Genomic DNA, 22,374 nt, shown 5'->3' on the forward strand with positions numbered 1-22,374 from the left:
ATGCGTCGAGGTCAGTTCCGGCGGTCCCCGTTGCGTCCGGCGACCTGCACCGCGACTCGTCCCCACCGGCGCAGCGCCGCGTCGCTCTCGGTCAGCCGGGCCGAGAGCACCGCGACGATCGTCTCCACCGCCCGGGCACTCACCATCTCGTGGTGATCGCAGTCGAGCCGGTACTGGTGGATCTCGCCGGCGATCACGTTGTGCCAGGCCGCCACCGCCGGGACCGGGGTCTCCGAGCGGGCCGCGGTGAAGAACAACGCGTCCCCGTCGAAGGTGTCCGGTTCGTGCCGCCGCGCGGCGCGGGCGGTGTCGGTCGACCCGGCGTGCAGCCGTTCGAGGTGGGCGGCGGTCAGGCCGGTGCCGCCCCCGAACGCCTCGTCGAGCACCGCGGCGGCGTGTTCGAAGCTCGGCTCACCGTCGTCGACGGGAAGCCCGAGATCGCGCAGCATGTCGCGGGTGCCGACGGCCGGGGACGCCCCGACCATCAGGTGGCTGTCGAGCAGGGCGAGGGTGTCGACGATCTCCCCGTCGCGGCGCAGTTCGACGGCGACGGCGTGCGCGACCACCCCGCCGAGCGACCAGCCCAGCAGGTGATATGGGCCGTGCGGCTGCACCCGGCGGATCTCCCGCACGTAGTGGCGGGCCAGCGCGGTGATGGTGTCGTGCCGCGGACCACCGGACAGGGCCGGCAACTGCAGACCGTAGACCGGCCGGTCGTCGTCGAGGCGGTGCGCGAGGGCGCTGTACGGCCAGGCCAGCCCCGCGGCGGGATGGATGCAGAACAGCGCGGTGCCGGTGCCGGGGCGCAGCGGCACGAGCACCCGGAACGCCTCGTCGATGCCGTTGCTCTCCTCGGACTCGCCGCTGCTCAGGTGTGCGGCGAGTTCTGCCGGGGTCGGATGGGTGAAGATCGACGCGATCGGCACCCGCCGCCCGAGTCGTTCCCCGAGCGCCGGTAGCAACCGGGTCGCCAGCAGCGAGGTGCCGCCGAGGTCGAAGAAGTCGTCGTCGACACCGACTCGGTCGAGGCCGAGATGCTCGGCGAACAGGTCGGTGACGAGCTTTTCGAGGTCGGTGCGCGGCGCCCGGTAGTCCCCGACCGGGGCGGTGAAATCCGGGGCGGGCAGCGCGGCGCGGTCGAGTTTGCCGGCCGGGGTGAGCGGGATGTCGTCGAGCACGGTGATCACCGCCGGCACCATGTGCGGCGGAAGATGCTGCGCGATGAACGTTTTCACCTCGGCGGCGGTGATGTCGGTATCAGGGGCGAGGCGGAGGTAGGACACCGGCACGGTCTGCCCGGACGGGGCGGTGTGGCCGAGGGTGTGGGCGAAGACCACCTGCGGGTGCGCGGTCAGCGTGGCGTCGATCTCGCCGAGTTCGACGCGGAAGCCGCGGATCTTGACCTGGAAGTCGGTGCGGCCGACGTAGTCGAGGCGATGATCGGTGGTCCACCGCACCAGATCCCCCGTGCGGTACATCCGCTCCCCCGTGCCGGTGGGATCGGGCACGAACCGGGCGGCGGTCAGCGCGGGCCGGTCGTGGTAGCCCCGGGCCAGACCCGGCCCGGCGACATATAGTTCCCCGGCCACCCCGACCGGGACGGGTTGCAGCCGCCCGTCGAGGACCAGGGCGTGGAAACCGCGGCTGGGGGTGCCGATGGTGACGGGTTCGCCGACGGTGAGCGGCTCGCCGAGGGAGGTCATGATCGTCGCCTCGGTGGGACCGTAGGCGTCGATCACCCGCCGCGACGGCGCCCAGCGTGCCACCAGCTCCGGTGGGAGTGCTTCGCCGGCGACGAGCAGGGTGTGCAGTTCGGGGACGGTGTGCGGGTCGAGCGAGGCCAGCGCGGTGGGGGTGATGAAGGCGTGGCTGACCCGCTGTGCGCGCAGCACCGCGGCGAGCTCGTCGCCGCCGTAGACGTGCGGCGGCACGATCACCAGCGTCGCCGCGGCGCACAGCGCCATCATCTGCTCGAAGATCGACGCGTCGAAGCTCGGCGACGCCAGATGCGACACCCGGGCCGCGGCGGTGACCTGCAGACGGTCGCGTTCCTCCCGGACGAGGGAGGCCAGGCCGCGGTGGGTGACCGCCACGCCCTTGGGGCGGCCGGTGGAGCCGGAGGTGTAGATCAGGTAGGCCGGATGATCCGGGCGCAGCACCGTCGGCCGGTCCGCGTCGTCGATCGGTGCGAGCGGCCCGGCGGTGAGGTCGAGGTCGTCGAGGACGAGCCAGTCCACCTCGTCGGGCAGCGCGTCGCGGTGCGCGGCGACGGTGATGCCGATGCGCGCGGCACTGTCGTCGAGCATGAAGGCGATGCGGTCGGCCGGATAGGTGGGGTCGACCGGCACGAATGCCGCGCCGCTGCGCACCGTCGCCCACACCGCGGTGACCGATTCGAGCGAGCGCGGGATCGCCAGGGCGATCACCTGTTCGGGTCCGGCGCCGCGGTCGAGCAGGCGCCGCGCGAGCCGGTGCGCGCGGGCGTCGAGTTCGCGGTAGGTGACCTGCCGGTCGTCGTCGACGACCGCGACCGCGTCCGGGGCGGTGGCAACGGCGGTGTCGAGCAGGTGCGGCCACAGCACCGCCGGTTCGGCCTGCGGTCCGATGGCGGGCACCAGCGCGGTGTGTTCTGCGGTGGTGAGCAGGTCGAGATCGCCGACGGGACGGTGCGGGTCGGCGGCGATCGCGTGCAGCAGCCGGGTGAACCGGTCGGCGAAGCCACGCACCGTCTCGGCGTCGAACAGGTCGGTGGCGTAGACGAAGGCGGCGTCGAGGCCACCTTCGGCGTTCTCCCCGATGAGCAGTTCGAGGTCGAAGTTGCACACCGTCGGGTCGAGGGCGACGCCCTGCACGCTCAGGTGCGGCAGTTCCACCGCGGGCAGTTCGGCGGTGTGGAATTCGATGGAGACCTGGAACAGCGGTGAGTGTGCGGTCGAGCGGGGCGGGGCGAGCGCGTCGACGACCCGGTCGAAGGGCAGGTCGGCGTGCGCGAAGGCATCGAGGTCGCTGTCGGTGACGGCGGTGAGCAGCTCGGTGAACGACGCTTGCGCGGGCACCGGGGTGCGCAGCACGACGGTGTTGACGAACATGCCCACCAGATCGTCGAGGGCGCGGTGTCCGCGACCGGCGACCGGCGAGCCGACGGCGATGTCGTCGCTGCCCGACAGGCGGGCGAGCAGCACCGCGAACGCCGCGTGCACGGTCATGAACACGGTGCTGTGCCGGACGGCGGCGAGCTGCTGCAGCCGGGCGAGCAGATCGGCGTCGACGGTGAAGCGGGTGATGTCGCCGCGGAAGGACTGCTGCGGCGGCCGGGGCCGGTCGGTGGGCAGCGGCAGCACCTCCGGCAGCCCCGCGAGGCGCTGCTGCCAGTAGGTGGTCTGGTCGGCGGCGAGGGTGCCGGGGTCGTCCGGGTCGCCGAGCCGGTCGAGTTGCCACAGGGTGTAGTCGGCGTACTGCACCGGCAGCGCTCCGAACGCCGGGGTCTCGCCGCGGCTGCGGGCGGCGTAGGCGATCATCAGGTCGCGGGCCAGCGGGCCGGTGGAGCCGCCGTCGGCGGCGATGTGGTGTACGACCAGCACGGCGAGATGGTCGTCGCGGCCGAAGGAGAACACCCGTGCCCGCACCGGGATGTCGACGGTGACGTCGAATCCGGCGCCGAGGAAGTCGGCGATGGCGGTGTGCACGGTGTCCTCTCCGGCGGGCACCACGTCCAGCGGCAGCGGGGCGTCGGCGGCGGCGAGGATCCGCTGGTGCGGTCCGGCCGCCGACGCCGGGTAGATGGTGCGCAGGCTCTCGTGCCGGGCCAGCACGTCGTGCAGGGCGGCGCCGAGCGCGGCCGGGGACAGATGCCCGGACAACCGGATCGCCAGGGGGATGTTGTAGGCGGCGGAGGTCGGATCGAACTGGTTGATGAACCACAGTCGTTGCTGCGCCGGGGAGAGCGGGATGTGCTCGGGGCGCGGTCCGGCGATCGGGCCGGAGGTGGTGTCGGCGGTGGGTTCCTCGACCTCGGTGGTGGGCCGGTGGTCGAGGTGTGCGGCGAGCGCGGCGACGGTGGGGGCTTCGAACAGGGCGCGCACCGGCACGGGTCGGCCGAGCCGGTCGCCGAGGCGGGCGACGGCGCGGGTGGCGAGCAGTGAGTTACCGCCGAGGTCGAAGAAGTTGTCGTCGACGCCGAGTCGGTCGAGGCCGAGCACGTCGGCGAGTTCGTCGGCGACGAGCGACTCGAGCGGGTCGGTGGGTGCCGGACGGTCGCCGGTGCCGGCGGTCAGGTTCGGTGCGGGCAGGGCGGCGCGGTCGAGTTTACCGACGGGGGTCAGCGGGATCTCGTCGAGCACGCTGATGACGGTGGGCACCATGTGCGCCGGGAGATGCTCGGAGACATGGTATTTCACTGCGGCAGGGTCGATGTCGGCGCCGGGTGCGGGGTGCAGGTGGGCGACGAGGACCGTCTCTCCGCTCGGGGCGCGGTGCGCGACGGTGGCGGCGAATCCGACGGCCGGGTGGGCGGCGAGCACGGCGTCGATCTCGCCGAGTTCGACGCGGAAGCCGCGGATCTTGATCTGGAAGTCGCTGCGGCCGACGTATTCGATGCGCAGATCCCGCCGGTCGAGGTCACCGACCCAGCGCACCAGGTCCCCGGTGCGGTACATGCGTTCGCCGGGGGCGCCGTAGGGGTCGGCGACGAACCGGGCGGCGGTCAGCGCGGGCCGGGCGTGATAGCCGCGGGCCAGGCCCCAGCCGGCCAGGTACAGCTCACCGACGGCACCGAACGGCACGGGTCGCAGCGCGGTGTCGAGGACGACGGCGTGCACCCCGCGCAGCGGACCGCCGAGGGTCAGTGGGTCGTCGACGCCCAGGGGGTCGCTGATCGCGGCCATGATGGTGGTCTCGGTGGGCCCGTAGGCGTCGACGAGACGCCGCCCGGGCGCCCAGGTGGCCTGCAGGTCCGCCGGCCACGCCTCCCCACCGACCGCGAGATCGGTGAGGTCGGTCGGATCCGCCGGGTCGAGGGAGGCGAGCGCGGCGGGGGTGATGAACCCGTGGGTGACCCGCTGCTCGCGCAGCAGCGCGCCGAGTTCGGCGCCGCCGACGATGTGCGGGGGCACGATCACCAGTTCGGCGCCGGACCCGAACGCCAGGAGGTATTCGAAGATCGACGCGTCGAAGCTCGGCGACGAGACGTGCACGACCCGCGCGCCGGGTCCGGCACCGAAGCGGCTGCGCTGGTCGCGGGCGAAGTTGTCCAGGCTGCGGTGGGTGGTGATCACACCCTTGGGGCGGCCGGTCGAGCCGGAGGTGTAGATCAGGTAGGCGGGATGATCGAGCCGCAGCGCGACGGGGCGGTCGGTGTCGTCGATCGTGGTGGTGTCCTCGCCCGCGGCGTCGCGGTCGAGGTCGTCGAGCAGCAGCCACGGCACCGTGTCCGGGAGCCGGTCGCGGTGTGCGGTGGTGGTCACGCCGACGGTGGCGCCGCAGTCGTCGAGCATGAATGCGACGCGTTCGGCCGGATAGCGCGGGTCGACGGGCACGAACGCCGCCCCGGTCTTGGTGATCGCCCACATCGCGGTCACCGACTCGACGGAGCGGGCGATGCCGAGGGCGACGAAGGTCTCCGGTCCGGCGCCGCGGCGCAGCAGCACCCGCGCCAGCCGGGTGGAGCGTTCGTCGAGTTCGCGGTAGGTGAGCACCCGCTCCCCCTCGCGCAGGGCCGGCCGGTCCGGGTGTGCGGCGGCGGTCGCGGCGAGCAGTTGCGGCAGGGCGGCGTCGCTGCCCCCGGCCGGGCCGTGCACCGGCAGCAGCGCGTCCTGCTCGGTGGCGGTGAGTGCCGGCAGCGCGGTGATCGGGGCGGCCGGGTCGCCGGTGAGTGCGTCGAGCACAGCGGTGATGCGCGCGGCGATCGCGGCGACGGCGTCGCGGTCGAAGACCTCCGGCAGGTATTTCATGCGCAGGTGCACCGCGGTGTCGGTGTGCACGACCACCGACAGCGGGTAGTGCGCGGCGTCGCGGCCGGTGATGTCGGCGACCCGCATGCCGCCGAGGTCGGTGTCGCGGTCGAGACCGGCGCGTTCGACCGGGTACGACTCGAAGACGGTGAGGGTGTCGAATCGCACGGCGGCCCCGAGGTGCCGGTCGAGGGTGCCCAGGTCGAGATGGTGGTGATCGAGCAGGGCGACCTGTTCGGCCTGCACCCGGTCGACGAGCGCACCGACGGTGTCGTCGGGCCGCACGGTGATGCGCACCGGGACGGTGTTGATGAACAACCCGACCATCGCCTCGATGCCGGGGATCTGCGGTGGCCGCCCGGAGACGGTCGCCCCGAACACCACGTCGGTGCGGCCGGTGAGGGCGCCGAGCACCACACCCCAGGCGGTCTGCACGAGGGTGTTGGCGGTGACGCCGCGGGCGGTGGCGGTGTCGTGCAGCCGCACCGACAGAGCGGTGTCCAGGTCGAGGTCGAGGTCCTCGGAGATCCCGGCGGTGGTGCCGGGTCGGTGCTGCGGGGCGAGCAGGGTCGGTTCGTCCACTCCGGCGAGGGCGCGGCGGTAGGCGTCGAGGGAGGCTTCCGGGTCGCGGTCGGCGAGCCAGGTGAGGTAGCTGCCGTAGTGCGGCGCCGGGGGCAGTGCCCGCTGGTCCGCGTCGGTGGCGTAGAGCATCAGCAGTTCCCGGATCAGCACCGGGGTGGACCAGCCGTCGAGCAGCAGGTGGTGGTTCGTCAACGCCAGCAGGTGCCGGCCCGGGCCGGTGTGCACGACGGTCGCGCGCAGCAGCGGCGTGGTCTCGGTGTCGAAGCGGGTGCGTCGATCGAGGGCGAGCAGTTGCGCGGCGGCGTCGTCCGGGTCGGGGTCGTCGCTGGTGTCGGCGACGGTGAACGGCACTTCCACGTGGGTGGGGATGACCTGGACGTGTCCGTCGCCGGCGGCGGGGAACGCTGCGCGCAGCGCCGGATGCCGGTCGAGCAGCAGTTGCAGGGAGCGGCGCATCCGGCTCGCGTCGACCTCGCCGCGCAGGTCGAGGACGAGCTGCACGATGTAGGCGTCGGGGCGGTCCCCGGCGAGCAGGGCGTGGAAGAGCAGCCCGGTCTGCAGCGGCGCGGTCGGCCACACTGTGTCCAGGGGCCCGTAGCGTTGCTCGAGACGTTCGATGACGTCCTGGTGCAGTCGCACCAGCGGCAGATCCGAGGGGGTCAGGCCACCGGCGTGCGGGCTGCGGGTGTGCCGGGTCAGTGCGGTGGCGGCGGTGGCGAAGTGGTGCGCGAGGGCGGTGACGTCGGTGTCGTCGAGCAGCCCGGCCGGGTACGACCAGTGCACCTCGAGTACCGGCCCGGTGGGGGTGTCGGTGGTGACGGCGTTGATGTCGAGCACCGCGGCGGCGGGCATGTCCGGGCTCTGTGCCCCGCCGTGGGGGAAGCCGTCGATGGGCAGCCAGGGGGTGTCGGTGTCGGTGACCCCGGCGGTGGGGCGGCCGAGATAGTTGAAGCTGACCTGCGGCGTCGGTGCGTTCGCGAGTTCGGTGGCGGTGTCGGGGTCGAGATAGCGCAGCAGCCCGAAGCCGGTGCCGTGGTCGGGGACGGCGGCGAGGTGTTCCTTGACGGTCTTGACGGCGCGACCGGCGGCCGGGCCGGCGGCGAGCGCGTCGTCGAGGTCGATGCCGGTCAGGTCCAGGCGCAGCGGGTGGATGGTGGTGAACCAGCCGACGGTGCCGGACAGGTCGGCGCCGGCGGCGGCATTGCTGTCGCGGCCGTGCCCTTCGAGGTTGAGCAGCAGCTGGGCCGGGTGGTGGCCGCGGTCGCGGCGCCACGCCGCCACCGCGAGGGCGAGTGCGGTGAGCAGGCCGTGGTCGACGGCGCCGTGGAAGGCGTTGGGCACGGCGGTGAGCAGCGCCTCGGTGACGGAGGTGGGCAGTTCGGTGGCGACGGTGATGACGGTGGCGTTGGTGTCGCGGACCGGATCGAAGGGGCGGTGCCCGAGCGGCGGGTTCGGTCCGTCGAGCGTGGCGCGCCAGAAGTCGAGTTCGGTGCGGCGGGTGGGGGCGGCGTCGCGCAGGGCGTGGGCCCAGCGGCGCACGCTGGTGCCGGTGTGGGGGGGCAGCAGCGCACCACTCGTGGCGCCGTCGGCCGCGGCGGCCGCCCACGCGGCGGCCAGGTCGGGGACGAGGATGCGCCAGGACACCCCGTCGACGGCGAGATGGTGGATGACGATGAGCAGTCGGCCGGCGCCGCTGGTGGCGTCGAACCACACCAGCTGCACCACCCGCCCGCTGTGCGGGTCGAGGCGGTCGGCGGCGGCGTCGAGTTCGGCGGCGGCCAGGGCGAAGAAGTCGTCGCTGTCCGCGGCGCTGGTCACCGGCACCCGGTGGATGACGGTGTCGACGTCGACGCTGCCCGGGGCGGGCACGTGCAGGACGTGTCCGCCGGGGACGTCCGGCACCGCGTGCAGGTGCACGCGCAGCATGTCGTGCCGGTCGAGGACCGCGGTGACGATCGCTCGCAGCGTCGCCGCGTCCAGGCCGGTGGGCAGGCGCAGCAGCAGCGCCTGCGAGTAGCGGCCGATGCTGCCGCCGCGGTCGAGCATCCAGTGCGCGATCGGCGGTAGCGGCATGTCCCCGACCCCACCGCCGGGCAGCTCCGCGAGCGTTTCGGTGGGGGTGGCGGTGCCGACGACGGCGGCGAGCGCGGCGGGGGTCTTGTGTTCGAACACCTCGCGCGGAGTCAGGTCCAGGCCGGCGGCCTTCGCGCGGGAGACCAGCTGGATGGACATGATCGAATCGCCGCCCAGGGCGAAGAACGAATCGTCCACCCCCACCGTCGGCAGACCGAGGACCTGCGCGAACAGTTCCACCAGCACCGTTTCGTGGCCGCGCGCGGGGGCGCGGGAGACGGTGGTGCGGGCGGCGAAGTCGGGGGCGGGCAGCGCGCGCCGGTCGAGTTTGCCGGTTGCGGTGACCGGCAGCGTGTCGAGCACCATCAGGGTGGACGGCAGCATGTACGCGGCGAGTTCCCCGGCGGCATGCTCGAGCACCACGTCGACGTCGAGGTCGTGGCCGGGTTCGGGTACCGCGTAGCCGACGAGCCGGTCGGTACCGGAGGCCGGGTCGGTGTGGACGACGACCACGGCGCGGCCGACACCGGGGGCGCGCAGCAGCGCCGCTTCGATCTCGCCGAGCTCGATGCGGAAACCGCGCAGCTGCACCTGGAAGTCGGCGCGGCCGAGATATTCGATCTCGCCGTCGCGGGTGCGGCGCGCCAGGTCCCCGGTGCGGTAGATCCGGTCGCCGGGGGCGCCGTGCGGGTCGGCGACGAACCGGGTGGCGGTCGGATCGGGGCGGTGCAGGTAGCCGCGGGAGAGCTGGGCGCCGGAGACGTACAGTTCGCCGATCACCCCGGTGGGCACCGGATGCAGCCGGTTGTCGAGGATGTGCAGGCGCAGCGACGGCAACGGTGGGCCGATCAGGCTTGCCGCGGCGGTGGCGGCGAGTTCGCGGGTGATGGTGCGGGCGGTGACGTGCACGGTGGTCTCGGTGATGCCGTACATGTTCACCAGCGTCGGGGCGGTGTCGTCGTGGCGCCGGTACCAGCGGTCGAGCTGCCCGAAGTCGAGGGCTTCCCCACCGAAGATCACCCGGCGCAGCGCCGGCAGGTCGGTGCCGGCGGCGCGGTCGGCGTCGATGAGCTGGTAGAAGGCCGTCGGGGTCTGGTTGAGCACGGTGACCCGTTCGCGGCGCAGCAGTGCCAGGAATTCCTGCGGGTTGCGGGCGGTGTGGTAGTCGACGACGACGAGCCGGCCACCGTGGGCGAGGGCGCCCCACAGTTCCCACACCGAGAAGTCGAAGGCGTAGGAGTGGAACAGTGTCCACACATCGGAGGCGTCGAAACCGAACATCTCGGTGGTGTCGGTGAGCAGGGTGACGACGGTGCGGTGCGGGACCATCACGCCCTTGGGGCGGCCGGTGGAGCCGGAGGTGTAGATGACGTACGCCGCCGCCTCCGGGTGCACGCGTGGCAATCCGTCACCGCCGCTGGGCATCTCGTCGAGGCGGGTGCGCACGGCCGGGTCGTGCAGGTCCACGATCGGCGGGGTGTGCGGGGGCAGAGCGGTGGCGTGGTCGGCGGTGGTGAGCAGGCACACCGGGGCCGCGTCGTCGAACATGTACGCGAGCCGGTCCGGGGGGAACGCCACGTCGATGGGCAGATAGGCGGCGCCGCTGTGCAATACGGCGAGCAGCGCGACGATCAGGTCGGTGCCGCGCGGCAGGGCGACGGCGACGAGCCGGTCGGGTCCGGCGCCGTGCTCGACGAGCAGCCGCGCCAGGCGCTGCACCCGGTCGGTGAGCTCGTCGTAGCGCAGCGTCCCGTCGGGGGCGGTGACCGCGATCGCCGCCGGGTCGAGTCCGGCGCCGCGGGCGTACAGATCGAGCAGCGACGCCGAGTCGGAGCCGAGCACGCTCGCCGAGGCGGAGCCGAGCACGCTCGCCGTGGCCGGGCGCAGCGGCGCCGGGGCGGTGGGACGTTCGTCGTCGGTGAGCAGGTCGACGTCGCCGATGGGGCGGTGCGGGTCGGCGGTGACCGCGTCGAGCAGCCGCACCAGCCGCTGCGCGAAGGAGGCGACGGTGTCGGGATCGAACAGGTCGGTGGCGTAGGTGAACGCCGCGGGCATTCCGTCGCTCTCCCCTGTTCCGGTCGGGTCTGGATCCTGCAGGGTCAGTTGCAGGTCGAACTTGGCGACGGGCAGCTCCGGGTCGAGGGCGTCGACCTCGAGTTCGGGCAGCACCAGGTGGGCCCGTTCGGTGTTGCCGTATTCGAGCACCACCTGGAACAGCGGGGACCGGTCGGTCTCGCGGGCCGGGGCGAGCACGTCGACGAGGGTCTCGAAGGGCAGCTCGGTGTGCCCGAAGGCCGCGAGGTCGATCTCGCGGGTGCGGTGCAGGTGGTCGGTGAACGACAGCGCCCCGTCGACGGGGGTGCGCAACACCACGGTGTTGACGAACATGCCGACCAGGTCGTCGAGGGCGCGGTGGCCGCGACCGGCGACCGGGGAGCCGATGACGATGTCGGATGTGCCGGTCAGGCGGGCCAGCAGCGCCGCGAACGCTGCGTGCACGGCCATGAACACGGTGGTGTCGTGCTCGGCGGCCAGCGCCTCGAGGCGCCGCTGCACGTCGGCGGGCACGGTGAAGCGGTGCAGGGCACCGTGGAAGCTGCGCTGGGTGGGGCGCGGCCGGTCGGTGGGCAGCGGCAGCAGTTCGGGGGCGTCGGCGAGGGTGTCGCGCCAGAACCGCAGCTGCGCGGCGGCGAGGGAGGTCGGGTCGTCCGGGTCGCCGAGCAGCCGGCGCTGCCACAGGGCGTAGTCGGCGTACTGCACCGGCAGCGGCGACCGATCCGGGTCCGTCCCGCCGGTGCGGGCGGTGTAGGCGAGCATCAGGTCGCGGGCCAGCGGCGCCATCGACGAGCCGTCCGCGGCGATGTGGTGCACCACCACCGCCAGGACATGAGCGTGCTCGTCCAGGCGCCACAGCCGTAGCCGCACCGGCACCGCCGCGGCCACGTCGAAACCGGCACCGACGAAGTCGGCGAGGTCGGTGGGCAGGTCGTCGCCGGTGACCGGCCGCGCCGTGAGCGCCGGCAGCACCCGGTCGGTGTCGACGACGACCTGGCGCGGGCCCTGTTCGTCGCCGGGATACCAGGTGCGCAGGCTCTCGTGCCGGTCGAGCACGTCGCGCACCGCTCCGGTCAGTGCCGCGACGTCGAGGCGGCCGGACAGGCGGATGGCGAGCGGAATGTTGTAGGCGGCGGAGGTGGTGTCGAACTGGTTGACGAACCACATGCGTTGCTGGGCCGGGGACAGCGGCAACCGTTCGGGCCGGTCGGCGGCGACCAGCGGCACCCGTCCGTGCCCACCGTGATCGTCGAGGATCCGCGCGGCGAGCGCCCGCACCGTGGGCGCCTCGAACAGGGCACGGACCCCGGCGTCGGTGCCGAGCGCGGCGTTGAGGCGGGCGACGACGCGGGTGGCGATCAGCGAGTTGCCGCCGAGATCGAAGAAGTTGTCGTCGACGGAGACCTGCGGGTGCCCGAGGACCTCGGCGACGATCTCGGCGACGGTTGCCTCGAGGTCGGTGCTCGGGGGACGGTAGTCGCCGCCGAGCCGTGTCAGGTCCGGCACCGGCAGGGCGCGGCGGTCGAGTTTGCCGACCGGGGTCAGCGGCAGCTCATCGAGCACCACCACCGCGGCGGGCACCATGTGACCGGGCAGCCGCGCCGCGGCCCAGGCGCGCAGTGCCCGCGGATCGATCTGCGTGGCGGTGGTGTCGGTGGTGTCGGGCAATATGTAGGACACGAGCACAGTGTCGCCGCTGGGTGCGGGGTGCCCGATGGTATGGGCGAAGACGATCGCGTCGTGGGCGGTGAGCGCGGCGTCGATCTCGCCGAGTTCGATGCGGAAGCCGCGCACCTTGACCTGGAAGTCGGAGCGGCCCAGATATTCGACGGTGCCGTCGTGCCGCCAGCGCACCACATCCCCGGTGCGGTACATGCGTTCGCCGGGGATGCCGTAGGGGTCGGCGACGAACCGGGCGGCGGTGAGGTCGGGGCGGCGATGGTAGCCGCGGGCCACGCCCGGCCCGGCGATGTACAGCTCGCCGGCCACCCCGACGGGGACGGGCCGCAGCCGGTCGTCGAGGACGGTCTGGTGGAAGCCGACGGCGGGGCCGCCGATGGTGACGGTGTGCCCGGGCCGCAGTTGCGGGCTGACGCTGGTCTCGATGGTGGCCTCGGACGGGCCGTAGCCGTTGAACATGCGCCGTCCCGGTGCCCAGCGCGCCACCAGTTCCGGTGGGCAGGCCTCGCCGGCGACGACGAGGACCTCGAGGTCGTCGAGTCCGGTGGGGTCGAGGGAGGCGAGCGCGGTGGGGGTGATGAAGGCGTGGGTGACCTTCTCCTCGCGCAGCAGCCGGGCGAGTTCGTCGCCGCCGTAGATGTCCGGCGGCACGATCACCAGGGTGGCGCCGGCGCAGAACGCCTTGGTGAACTCGAAGATCGACGCGTCGAAGCTCGGCGACGCCAGGTGCGAGACGCGAGCCTGGTGGGTGATGGTGAAGTGGCTGCGCACCTCGGCGTTGAGGTTGGTCATGCCGCGGTGGGTGACCACCACGCCCTTGGGGCGGCCGGTGGAGCCGGAGGTGTAGATCAGGTAGGCCGGGTGGTCGAAGTGCAGCGCGGCGGTGCGGTCGGCGTCGGTGATGGGTGCGTCGCTCGTCGCGGCGATCCGGGCGGCGACGGCAGGATCGTCGAGCACCAGCCACGGCACCTGCACCGGCAGCGCGTCGCGGTGCGCGGCGGTGGTGATGCCGAGGGCGGCAGCGCTGTCGGTGAGCATGTAGCTCACCCGCTCCGGTGGGTAGGCGGGGTCGACGGGCACGAACGCCGCGCCGGTCTTGGTGACCGCCCACACCACCGCGACCGATTCGAGCGAGCGGGTCAGCGCGAGCGCGACGACGGTTTCCGGGCCGATCCGGTGCTCGTCGACGAGCAGCCGCGCCACGCGGGTGGACCAGGCGTCGAGTTCGGCGTAGGTGATCTGCCGGTCGGCGAAGCGCAGGGCGACCGCGTCGGGCAGGATCGCGGCGATCGAGGTGAGCAGTTCCGGCCACAGTTGCGGTGAGACCGGTGGCAGGCCCCGCGCCGGGGCCAGGTCGGCCAGTTCCCGGTCGGTGACGATGTCGATGTTGCCGACCGCGATGTCGGGGGTGTCGGTGATCGCCTCGACGATGCGCACGAACCGGTCGGCGAACGAGGCGACGGTGGCGGCGTCGAACAGGTCGGTGGCGTAGGTGAACGACGCGCGGATGCCGGCGGGGCCGTCGGCGTCGGTGGTCTCGGCGATGGACAGCTGCAGGTCGAACAGCGCCAGCATCGGGTCGAGGTCGATCACCCGCACCGACAGGTCGGGCAGTTCGATCTCGGGGCGTTCGGTGTCCTGGAATTCGAGCAGCACCTGGAACAGCGGGGTGTAGGCGGTCGAGCGGGGCGGGTCGAGGACCTCGACGAGCCGCTCGAAGGGCACCTCGGTGTGCCCGAAGGCGGTCAGGTCGCCGGTGCGGATGCGGTCGAGCAGCGCGGTGAACGGCTCGTCGTCGTCGACGCGGGCGCGCAGCACCACGGTGTTGACGAACATGCCGACCAGGTCGTCGAGGGCCCGGTGGCCGCGCCCGGCGACGGGGGTGCCGACGACGATGTCGTCGCTGCCGGACAGGCGGGCGAGCAGCACCGTCAGTGCGGCGTGCACCAGCATGAACACCGACGCGTCGTGGGCGCGGGCGATGTCGAGCAGCCGGCGGTGCGCGGCGGCGTCGAGGGTGAACGGGATGCGGGCGCCGCGCCGCGACGGCTGCACCGGGCGCGGCCGATCCAAGGGCAGTTCGAGCAGTTCCGGGGCGCCGGCGAGGGCTGCGCGCCAGAACCGGAGCTGTTCGGCGGCCAGGGAGGTCGGGTCGGTGTCGTCACCGAGCACCCGGTGCTGCCAGAGGGTGTAGTCGACGTACTGCACCGGCAGCGGGGTCCACTGTGGGGTCTGCCCGGCGTGGCGGGCGCTGTAGGCGGCGATGACGTCGCGGGCCAGCGGCCCCATGGAGAAACCGTCGGCGGCGATGTGGTGGGCGACGAGCACGAGCACGTGCTCGTCCTCGGCCAGGGCGAGCACCCGGATGCGGGTGGGGATCTCGGTGGCCACATCGAATCCGGCCACGAGGATCGGGGTGAGCTCGCTGTCGAGGTCGGTGCCGTCGTCGACGGTGAGCATCACCAGATCGGGGACGGCGGCGCCGGTGGGCACCACGACCTGCACGGGCCCGTCGTCGGTGAGCGGATAGCGGGTGCGCAGCGATTCGTGCCGGGCGACGACGTCGCCGATGGCGTGCTGCAGCGCCGCCTGATCGAGCCGGCCGCTCAGGCGCAGCGCGACGGCGATGTTGTAGGCCGGGGAGGTGGTGTCGAACTGGTTGATGAACCACATCCGCTGCTGCGCCGGGGACAGCGGGACCGGGTCGGGGCGCGGCCCGGCCACCGGGGCGCCGCGCCCGGCGCCGGTGCGGTCGGGCTGGTCGAGATGCGCGGCGAGATCGGCGACGACCGGATGATCGAAGATCTCCCGGATGCCGAGCTCACCGCCGGTGTCCGCGGCGAGCCGGGCGGCGGCGCGCATCGCGAGCAGGGAGGTGCCGCCGAGGTCGAGGAAGTGGTCGTCGGCGCCGACCCGGTCGACGCCGAGCAGGTCGGCGAAGACGGTGGCGACGAGCTGTTCGGTGGGGGTGCGCGGCGCCCGGTAGCCACCGGCGGCGGTCGGTGCCGGCGGAGCGGGCAGCGCGTTGCGGTCGAGTTTGCCGTTGGGGCCGACCGGCAGCGCGTCGAGGACGACGAGGGCGGCGGGCACCATGTAATCCGGCAGGTGCGCGGCGAGATCGGCGGTGACCGCGGCGGTGTCGATGCTGCGGCCCGGGGTGGGCACGAGATAGCCGGTGAGCCGGTCGTCGGCGCCGTGGTGGACGAGCACCACCGCCTGCCCGATCTCCTCGCGGGCGCGCAACACCTGCTCGATCTCCCCGAGCTCGATGCGCAGACCGCGGATCTTGACCTGGAAGTCGGTGCGCCCCAAGTACATCAGGGCACCGTCGGCGCGGCGGGTGGCCAGATCCCCGGTGCGGTACATCCGCTCCCCCGGCGCCCCGAACGGGTCGGCGACGAACCGGTCGGCGCTCAGGCCCGGGCGGTCGAGATAGCCGCGGGCGAGCTGGATCCCGGCCAGATACAACTCGCCGGCGGCGCCGGCGGGCACCGGATGCAGCCGCGCGTCGAGCACGTAGGCGCGGGTGTTCCACACCGGGCGCCCGATCGGCACCGACCCGGCACCGGTGTCGGTGGTGGTCCAGGCGGTGACGTCCACCGCGGCCTCGGTGGGCCCGTACAGATTGTGCAGGGCGGTGTGCGGCAGCGCCTCCCGCAGCGCGGCGGCGGTCTCGGCGGGCAGCGCCTCCCCCGACGCGAACACGTGCCGCAGCGCGAGCGGCTCCCGGCCGCGGCCGTGCAGGGCGTCGACGAACACCGCGAGCATCGACGGCACGAAATGCGCCACGGTGACCCGCTCCTCGGCGAACAGCCGCAGCAGGTAACCGGGATCGCGGTGCCCGCCGGGGGCGGCGACGGCCAGCCGCGCCCCGACCTGCAGCGGCCAGAAGAACTCCCACACCGACACGTCGAAGGTGGCGGGGGTCTTCTGCACCACCGTGTCGTCGGCGGTCAGCGGATAGGTGTGCTGCATCCAGCGCAACCGGTTGACGATCGCGGCGTGCGGCACCGCCACCCCCTTGGGGCGGCCGGTGGAGCCGGAGGTGAAGATCACGTAGGCGAGATGCGCGCCGGTCGGCTCCGGTCGATCCGCCGAGGTGAGGGCCGCCGGGGATTCGTCGGCGAGGTCGAGGCGGTCGATGCGCAGCACCTCGGCGCCGGTGTCGGGCAGGGCGTCGGCGACATCGCTGGTGGTGAGCACCGCGCGCGGGGCGGCGGTGTCGAGGACGTAGCGCAGCCGCTCGGCGGGATGCTCCGGATCCAGCGGCAGGTAGGCGGCACCGCTCTTGACGATCGCGTACATGCCGACGAGCAGATCCAGCGACCGCGGCGCGGCGAGGGCGATCACCCGGTCCGGTCCGGCGCCGGCGCGCAGCAACCGCCGCGCGAGTCGGTTGGTGACCGCGTCGAATTCGGCGTAGCCGAGGGTGTGGCCGTCGACGGTGACGGCCGGGGCGTGCGGGGTCGCGGCGACCTGCGCGGCGAACAGTTCCCCGAGGGTGGTGGCGGGTCCGGTGTCGGCGGTGGTGGCGTTCCACGTGTCGAGGACGGTGCGGCGTTCGTCGGCGGTGAGCAGCTCCACGTCGCCGACCGGCACCGCCGGATCCGCGGTGACCGTCTCGAGCAGCCCCACGAGGCGCTGCCCGATCGCGGCGGCGGTGGCGGGATCGAACAGGTCGGTGGCGTAGGACAGCGCGCCGCGCAGTGCGTGGGTGCGGCCGTCGCCGTCGGCGACCGCGCCGAGCTGCAGATGCAGGTCGAATTTGGTGGTGTGCGTGTCGATTTCGGCGATGTCGACGTCCAGGCCGGGCAGGGACAGGTGCGCGCCGGTGGTGTCGGAGAAGGCGAGCATCACCTGGAACAGCGGCGAGTAGGCCGCCGAGCGTGCGGGCACCACGGCGTCGACGAGCCGGTCGAACGGCAGGTCGGTGTGCGCGAAGGCCGCCAGGTCGGTGTCGCGCACCGCGGCGAGGAAGTCTGCGAAGGACAGGTCGGCGGGTACGGCGGTGCGCAGCGCGACGGTGTTGACGAACATGCCGACCAGGTCGTCGAGGTGGCGGTGGCTGCGCCCGGCGACGGGGGTGCCGACGACGATGTCGTCGCCGCCGGACAGGCGGGCCAGCAGCACCGCCAGGGCGGCGTGCACGACCATGAACTCGGTGGCGGTGTGGGCGTGGGCGAGCTGCCGGATCCGCCCGTACAGCTCCGGGGCGATCTCGACGTCGACGCTCGCGCCGCGGAAGGACTGCTGCGGTGGGCGCGGCCGGTCGGTGGGCAGCGCCAGCAGGTCGGGGGCGCCGGTGAGGATCTCGCGCCAGTACTCGAGTTGCCGGGCGGCGCGGGAGGTCGGGTCGTCGACGTCGCCGAGCAGATCCGCGAACCACAGGGTGTAGTCGGCGTACTGCAGCGGCAGCGGCGCCCAGTCCGGGGCGGTGCCCGCGGCGCGGGCGGCGTAGGCGGTGACCAGATCCCGGGACAGCGGTGCCAGCGACGCGCCGTCGGCGGCGATGTGGTGCACCACCACGGCGAGCACGTGCTCGTCGCCGGCGACGCGGAACAGCCGCATCCGCAGCGGCGGGTCGACGGTGACGTCGAAACCGGCCGCGACCACCGCCGCGACGTCCGCGTCGAGATCGTCCGTGACCGTGGGGGTCAGATCCAGGGCGAGCGCGTCGACGGGCAGCACCTGCTGGATCGGCCCGGCCGGGGTGGCCGGGTAGACGGTGCGCAGCGTCTCGTGCCGGTCGAGCACATCGCGGGTCGCCGCGACCAGCGCCGCGTGGTCGAGGGCGCCGCGCAGCCGCAGCGCGATCGGGATGTTGTAGGCGGCCGAGGACGGGTCGAGCTGGTCGACGAACCACAGGCGTTGCTGGGCGGCGGAGACCGGGATGCGGTCCGGGCGCGGCAGCACCGGCGCCGGGGCGGGCCGGTCGACGTCGTCACCGGCGGGCAGGTTCGCCGCCAGCGCCCGCACGGTGGGGGCCTCGAACAGCGACCGCACCCCCAGATCGGTGCCGAAGGCGTCGTTGATGCGGGAGATCACCCGGGTGGCGACCAGCGAGTTGCCGCCGAGCTCGAAGAAGCTGTCGTCGGCGCCGACCTCGGCGACGCCGAGCTGGTCGGCGAAGATCGCGGCCAACGCGGTCTCGGTGGGCGACATCGCCGCCGCCCCACCGGCGCCGGCGAAGACCGGTTCGGGCAGTGCCGTGCGGTCGAGTTTGCCGACGGCGGTCAGCGGGATCTCGTCGAGCACCATGATCGCGGCGGGCACCATGTGGGCGGGCAACCGCGCCGCGAGCGCCGCGGACAGCTGCTCCGGGTCGAGGGTGCAGCCGGCATCGGGCAGCACATAGGACACGAGCATCTGTTCCCCGGAGGGCGCGGCGCGGCCCAGGGTGACGGCGAAGGCGACGTCGGGGCGGTCGCTGAGGGCGGCGTCGATCTCGCCGAGTTCGATGCGGAACCCGCGGATCTTGACCTGGAAGTCGGAGCGGCCGAGATATTCGACGGTCACCGAGCGGGCGGGACGGTGCGGGTCGCGGATGCGCCAGCGGGTGACGTCACCGGTGCGGTACATGCGCGAGCCGGGAGGGCCGAAGGGGTCGGCGACGAAACGGGTGGCGGTCAGGCCCGGCCGGTCGTGATAGCCGCGGGTGACGCCCGGCCCGGCGATGTACAGCTCCCCGGCGATCCCGACCGGCACCGGGTGCAACCGGCCGTCGAGGATCAGCTCGTCGATACCGCACACCGGGTGGCCGATGGTGACGGTCTCCCCCGGCACCAGCATGTCGGTGATATTGCAGACGATGGTGGTCTCGGTGGGCCCGTACGCGTTGTACATCCGGCGGCCGGGTGCCCAGCGCGCCACCAGTTCCGGTGGGCACGCCTCGCCCGCGACGGTGACCGCCTCGCATTCGACGCCGGTCGGGTCCACCGACGCCAGCGCGGCCGGGGTGGAGAACAGGTGGGTGACCTGTTCGCGGCGCAGCAGCGCCGCCAGTTCGTCGCCGCCGTAGATGTGGGCGGGCACCACCACGAGGGTCGCGCCGATGGCGAAGGCGGTCATGTACTCGAAGATCGACGCGTCGAAGCTCGGCGAGGAGAAGTGCGAGACCCGGGCCGCCGGGGGTGGGGCCAGGCGGGTGTGCAGGGTCGCCGACAGGTTCGCCAGGCCGCGGTGCGGCACCACCACACCCTTGGGGCGGCCGGTGGAGCCGGAGGTGTAGATCAGGTAGGCGGGATGGTCGAACAGCAGGGTGGCCGGCCGGTCGTCGTCGGTGATCGGCTCATCGCTCGCCTGCGCGATCCGCGCGTCGAGATCCGGATCGAGGACGAGCCAGGGCACCGTGTCGGGCAGCTCGTCGCGGTGCGCGGCGGTGGTCAGGCCCAGGATCGCCCCGGAGTCGGTGAGCATGTACTCGATGCGTTCGGCCGGATACTTCGGGTCGACGGGCACGAAGGCGGCCCCGGACTTGGCGATCGCCCAGATCACCGCCACCGATTCGACGGAGCGGGTGATGCCGACCGCGACGAAGGTCTCCGGTCCGGCGCCGGCGTCGATGAGGACGCGGGCGAGCCGGTTGGACCAGGCGTCGAGTTCGCCGTAGGTCATGCGCCGGTCCTCGCACACCACCGCCTCGGTGTCCGGCACCACCGCGGCGACCGCGCACAGGATCTCCGGCAGGGTCTGCGCGGAGCGGGCCGGGTCGCCGTGCGCCGGGACCAGACCGGCGACCTCGTCGCTGCCGACGAACGGCAGATCCCCGATGGGCAGGTGCGGGTCGGTGAGCACCGCGGTCAGGGCGCGGCCGAGTCGCCGGCCGGTGGTGGTGGCGGTGTGCGCGTCCACCCGGTCGGGCCGGTAGCCGGTGCGGACCTGCAGGGCAGTGCCGGTGGTGTCGATCGTCACGCGTAGCACCGCGTCCGCGGGGGCGGAGGTCGGGTCGTCGAGGGTGAGCACCACCGGGCAGGCGGAGGCGAGGCCGGCGAGCACGGCCGGGTCGACCTCGGCGTGGGCGGCGAGATCGGCGCCGAGGGTGCGCACGCGCCGCACCAGCTCGGCGAAGGGCTCGGCCGGGTCCAGCTCGACGCGTAGCGGCAGCACCCGCCCGTCGCGGGCCACGCCGACGAGGACGTCGTCGTGACCGGTGAGCCGGGCGATGAGAGCCGCCGTGGCGGCGTGCAGTACGGCGGCGACGGTGGTGTCCGGGGCGTCGCCCTCGGTGGTGGCGAAACGCGCGGCGAGCGCCGCGGCCGTGACCGCCAGGCGGTCCTCGACGTCGGCGGGGGTGTCGTCGGCGGGGGCGGTGACGGGGCGGGGCAGTTCGAGGCGTTCGGCGGCGTCGGCGAGCTGCTGCCGCCAGAAACCGGCGTCGGCGGCGGCGCGGCGGCGCTGCTCGCCCAGGGTCACGCTGGCCGGATGGATCACGGCGACCGCGCGGTCGGGGGCGCTGCGCAGGAAATCGTCGAGCAGTTCGACGAACCGGTCGTGGTGGGCACGGAGTTCGTCCTCGTCGTAGCGGTGCGGGTTGCCGCGGAAGTCGAGGAAGGTCCGGGCCGGGTCGCCGCTCTGATAGATGTTGACCAGCAGGTCCTCGACGGGACCGGAGGTCATGATGTGGAACTCGCCGCGGATGTCGCCGAGCACGATCTCCTGCCGGAACAGCATGACGTTGACCATCGGCCCGGCATAGCGGTACGGGTCGCCGGCGGCGCCGGTCTCGCGGCGGATGTCCTCGAGGCTGAATCGCTGGTGGCGCAGCGCCCCGGTGAGTTCGAGCTGCACCCGCCGCACCAGGTCGGTGCGGGTGTCGTCCGGTTCGAGAAAGATGTGCAGCGGCGCGGTGTTGACGAGCATGCCGCCGGAGCGGCGGGCCATGGCGGTGGTGCGGGCGAAGACCGGCAGGTTGATCATCACGTCGTCGCGGCCGGTCATCCGCGCCAGATAGCACGCGAACGCCGCGATGACCGCCGCCGTCGAGGACAGTCCCGGTTCGTCGTCGACCGCGGTCAGCGCGTCGACGAGGTCGTCGGGGAGGGTGTGGCTCGACAGCAGCGACACCGCCGCGGTGGGGGCGTCGCGTTGCGCCAGAGTCGAGCCGTCCTCGAGTCCGGCGACCCGCTCGATCCAGTAGTCGCGGTCGGTGCGGTAGCGCTCGGAGGTGCGGTACTCGCGGTCCCAGTCGTACAGGGCGCGCAGGTCGGCGGCTTTCGACGGTTCCGGCTCGCGGCCGTCGATCTCCGCGGTGTAGAGGGCGGCGATGCGGTTGACCATGGTCATCGCCGCGAATCCGTCGAGGGCGACGTGGTGGATGCGGGCGTACCAGAGGAACCGGTCGTCGGCGACCTGCAGGATCGTCATGTTCACCAGCAGGTCGTTCGCCAGGTCCACCGGGGTGGCGTAGTCGGCGGTCATCCACTCGTGCGCCGCGGCCATCGGGTCGGGTTCGCCGCGGAAGTCGAGCAGCGGGATCCCGTTGCGGTCCTCGACGGTGGGGTCGACGTACTGGACGGGTTCACCGTCGACGTCGACGACCCGCAGATAGGCGGACCGGAACTCGGCACCGGCGCGATATCCGCAGCGACGCAGCAGATCCAGGTCCGGGGCGCCGCGCAGATCCACATACTGCGCGATGCACACGGGTACCTCGGGTGCGAGCTGCTGCGCGAACCAGATGGCCCGTTGCGCGGACGACAGCGGGAAAGCGCCGGCCGGTATCTGCGGACGACGGTGTCGCAGCGACATGTCCCCTCCGAAAGCGATGTTGTTGGCCGTGATCGGCGTGTGTCCCCCGACATCGCGTGCAGGGGCCGACCCCGGTGCCGCTGGGCGTGCGGCGCCGCGATCGGACCCCCGTTCGATCGTGTGATCCCGTGTGACCGGGACCACACAACAAGCTAGACCACCTGTGCGACCGGTACGACCGGATTGCGGCGACGACCGCACCACTACCCGCCGATGCGCCCCGGAGGCCGTGCCCGTGCCGCGACAGGACCGGTACGGAACCGCGAGTGACCTCGGAAATCGTTCCCGT

Annotated in this window: 1 protein-coding gene; it reads right to left on the reverse strand. The window is 73.1% G+C overall.

All coding sequences use genetic code 11. The features are described from left to right. Positions 1 to 11: 11 nt before the first annotated feature. The gene (locus M3330_RS22510; protein WP_255026408.1) at positions 12 to 22,085 is read right to left on the reverse strand and encodes a non-ribosomal peptide synthase/polyketide synthase; all 22,074 of its coding nucleotides are present in this window, start codon (positions 22,083 to 22,085) and stop codon (positions 12 to 14) included. Positions 22,086 to 22,374: the final 289 nt, after the last annotated feature.

Origin of the sequence: Rhodococcus sp. GA1 (assembly GCF_024321955.1) — a bacterium.
GTDB classification, from domain to species: Bacteria; Actinomycetota; Actinomycetes; order Mycobacteriales; family Mycobacteriaceae; genus Rhodococcus; species Rhodococcus pyridinivorans.

Excerpts from the sequence above, each read along its gene's own strand:
- M3330_RS22510 (WP_255026408.1), bottom strand. The coding sequence starts at position 22,085 with ATGTCGCTGCGACACCGTCGTCCGCAGATACCGGCCGGCGCTTTCCCG.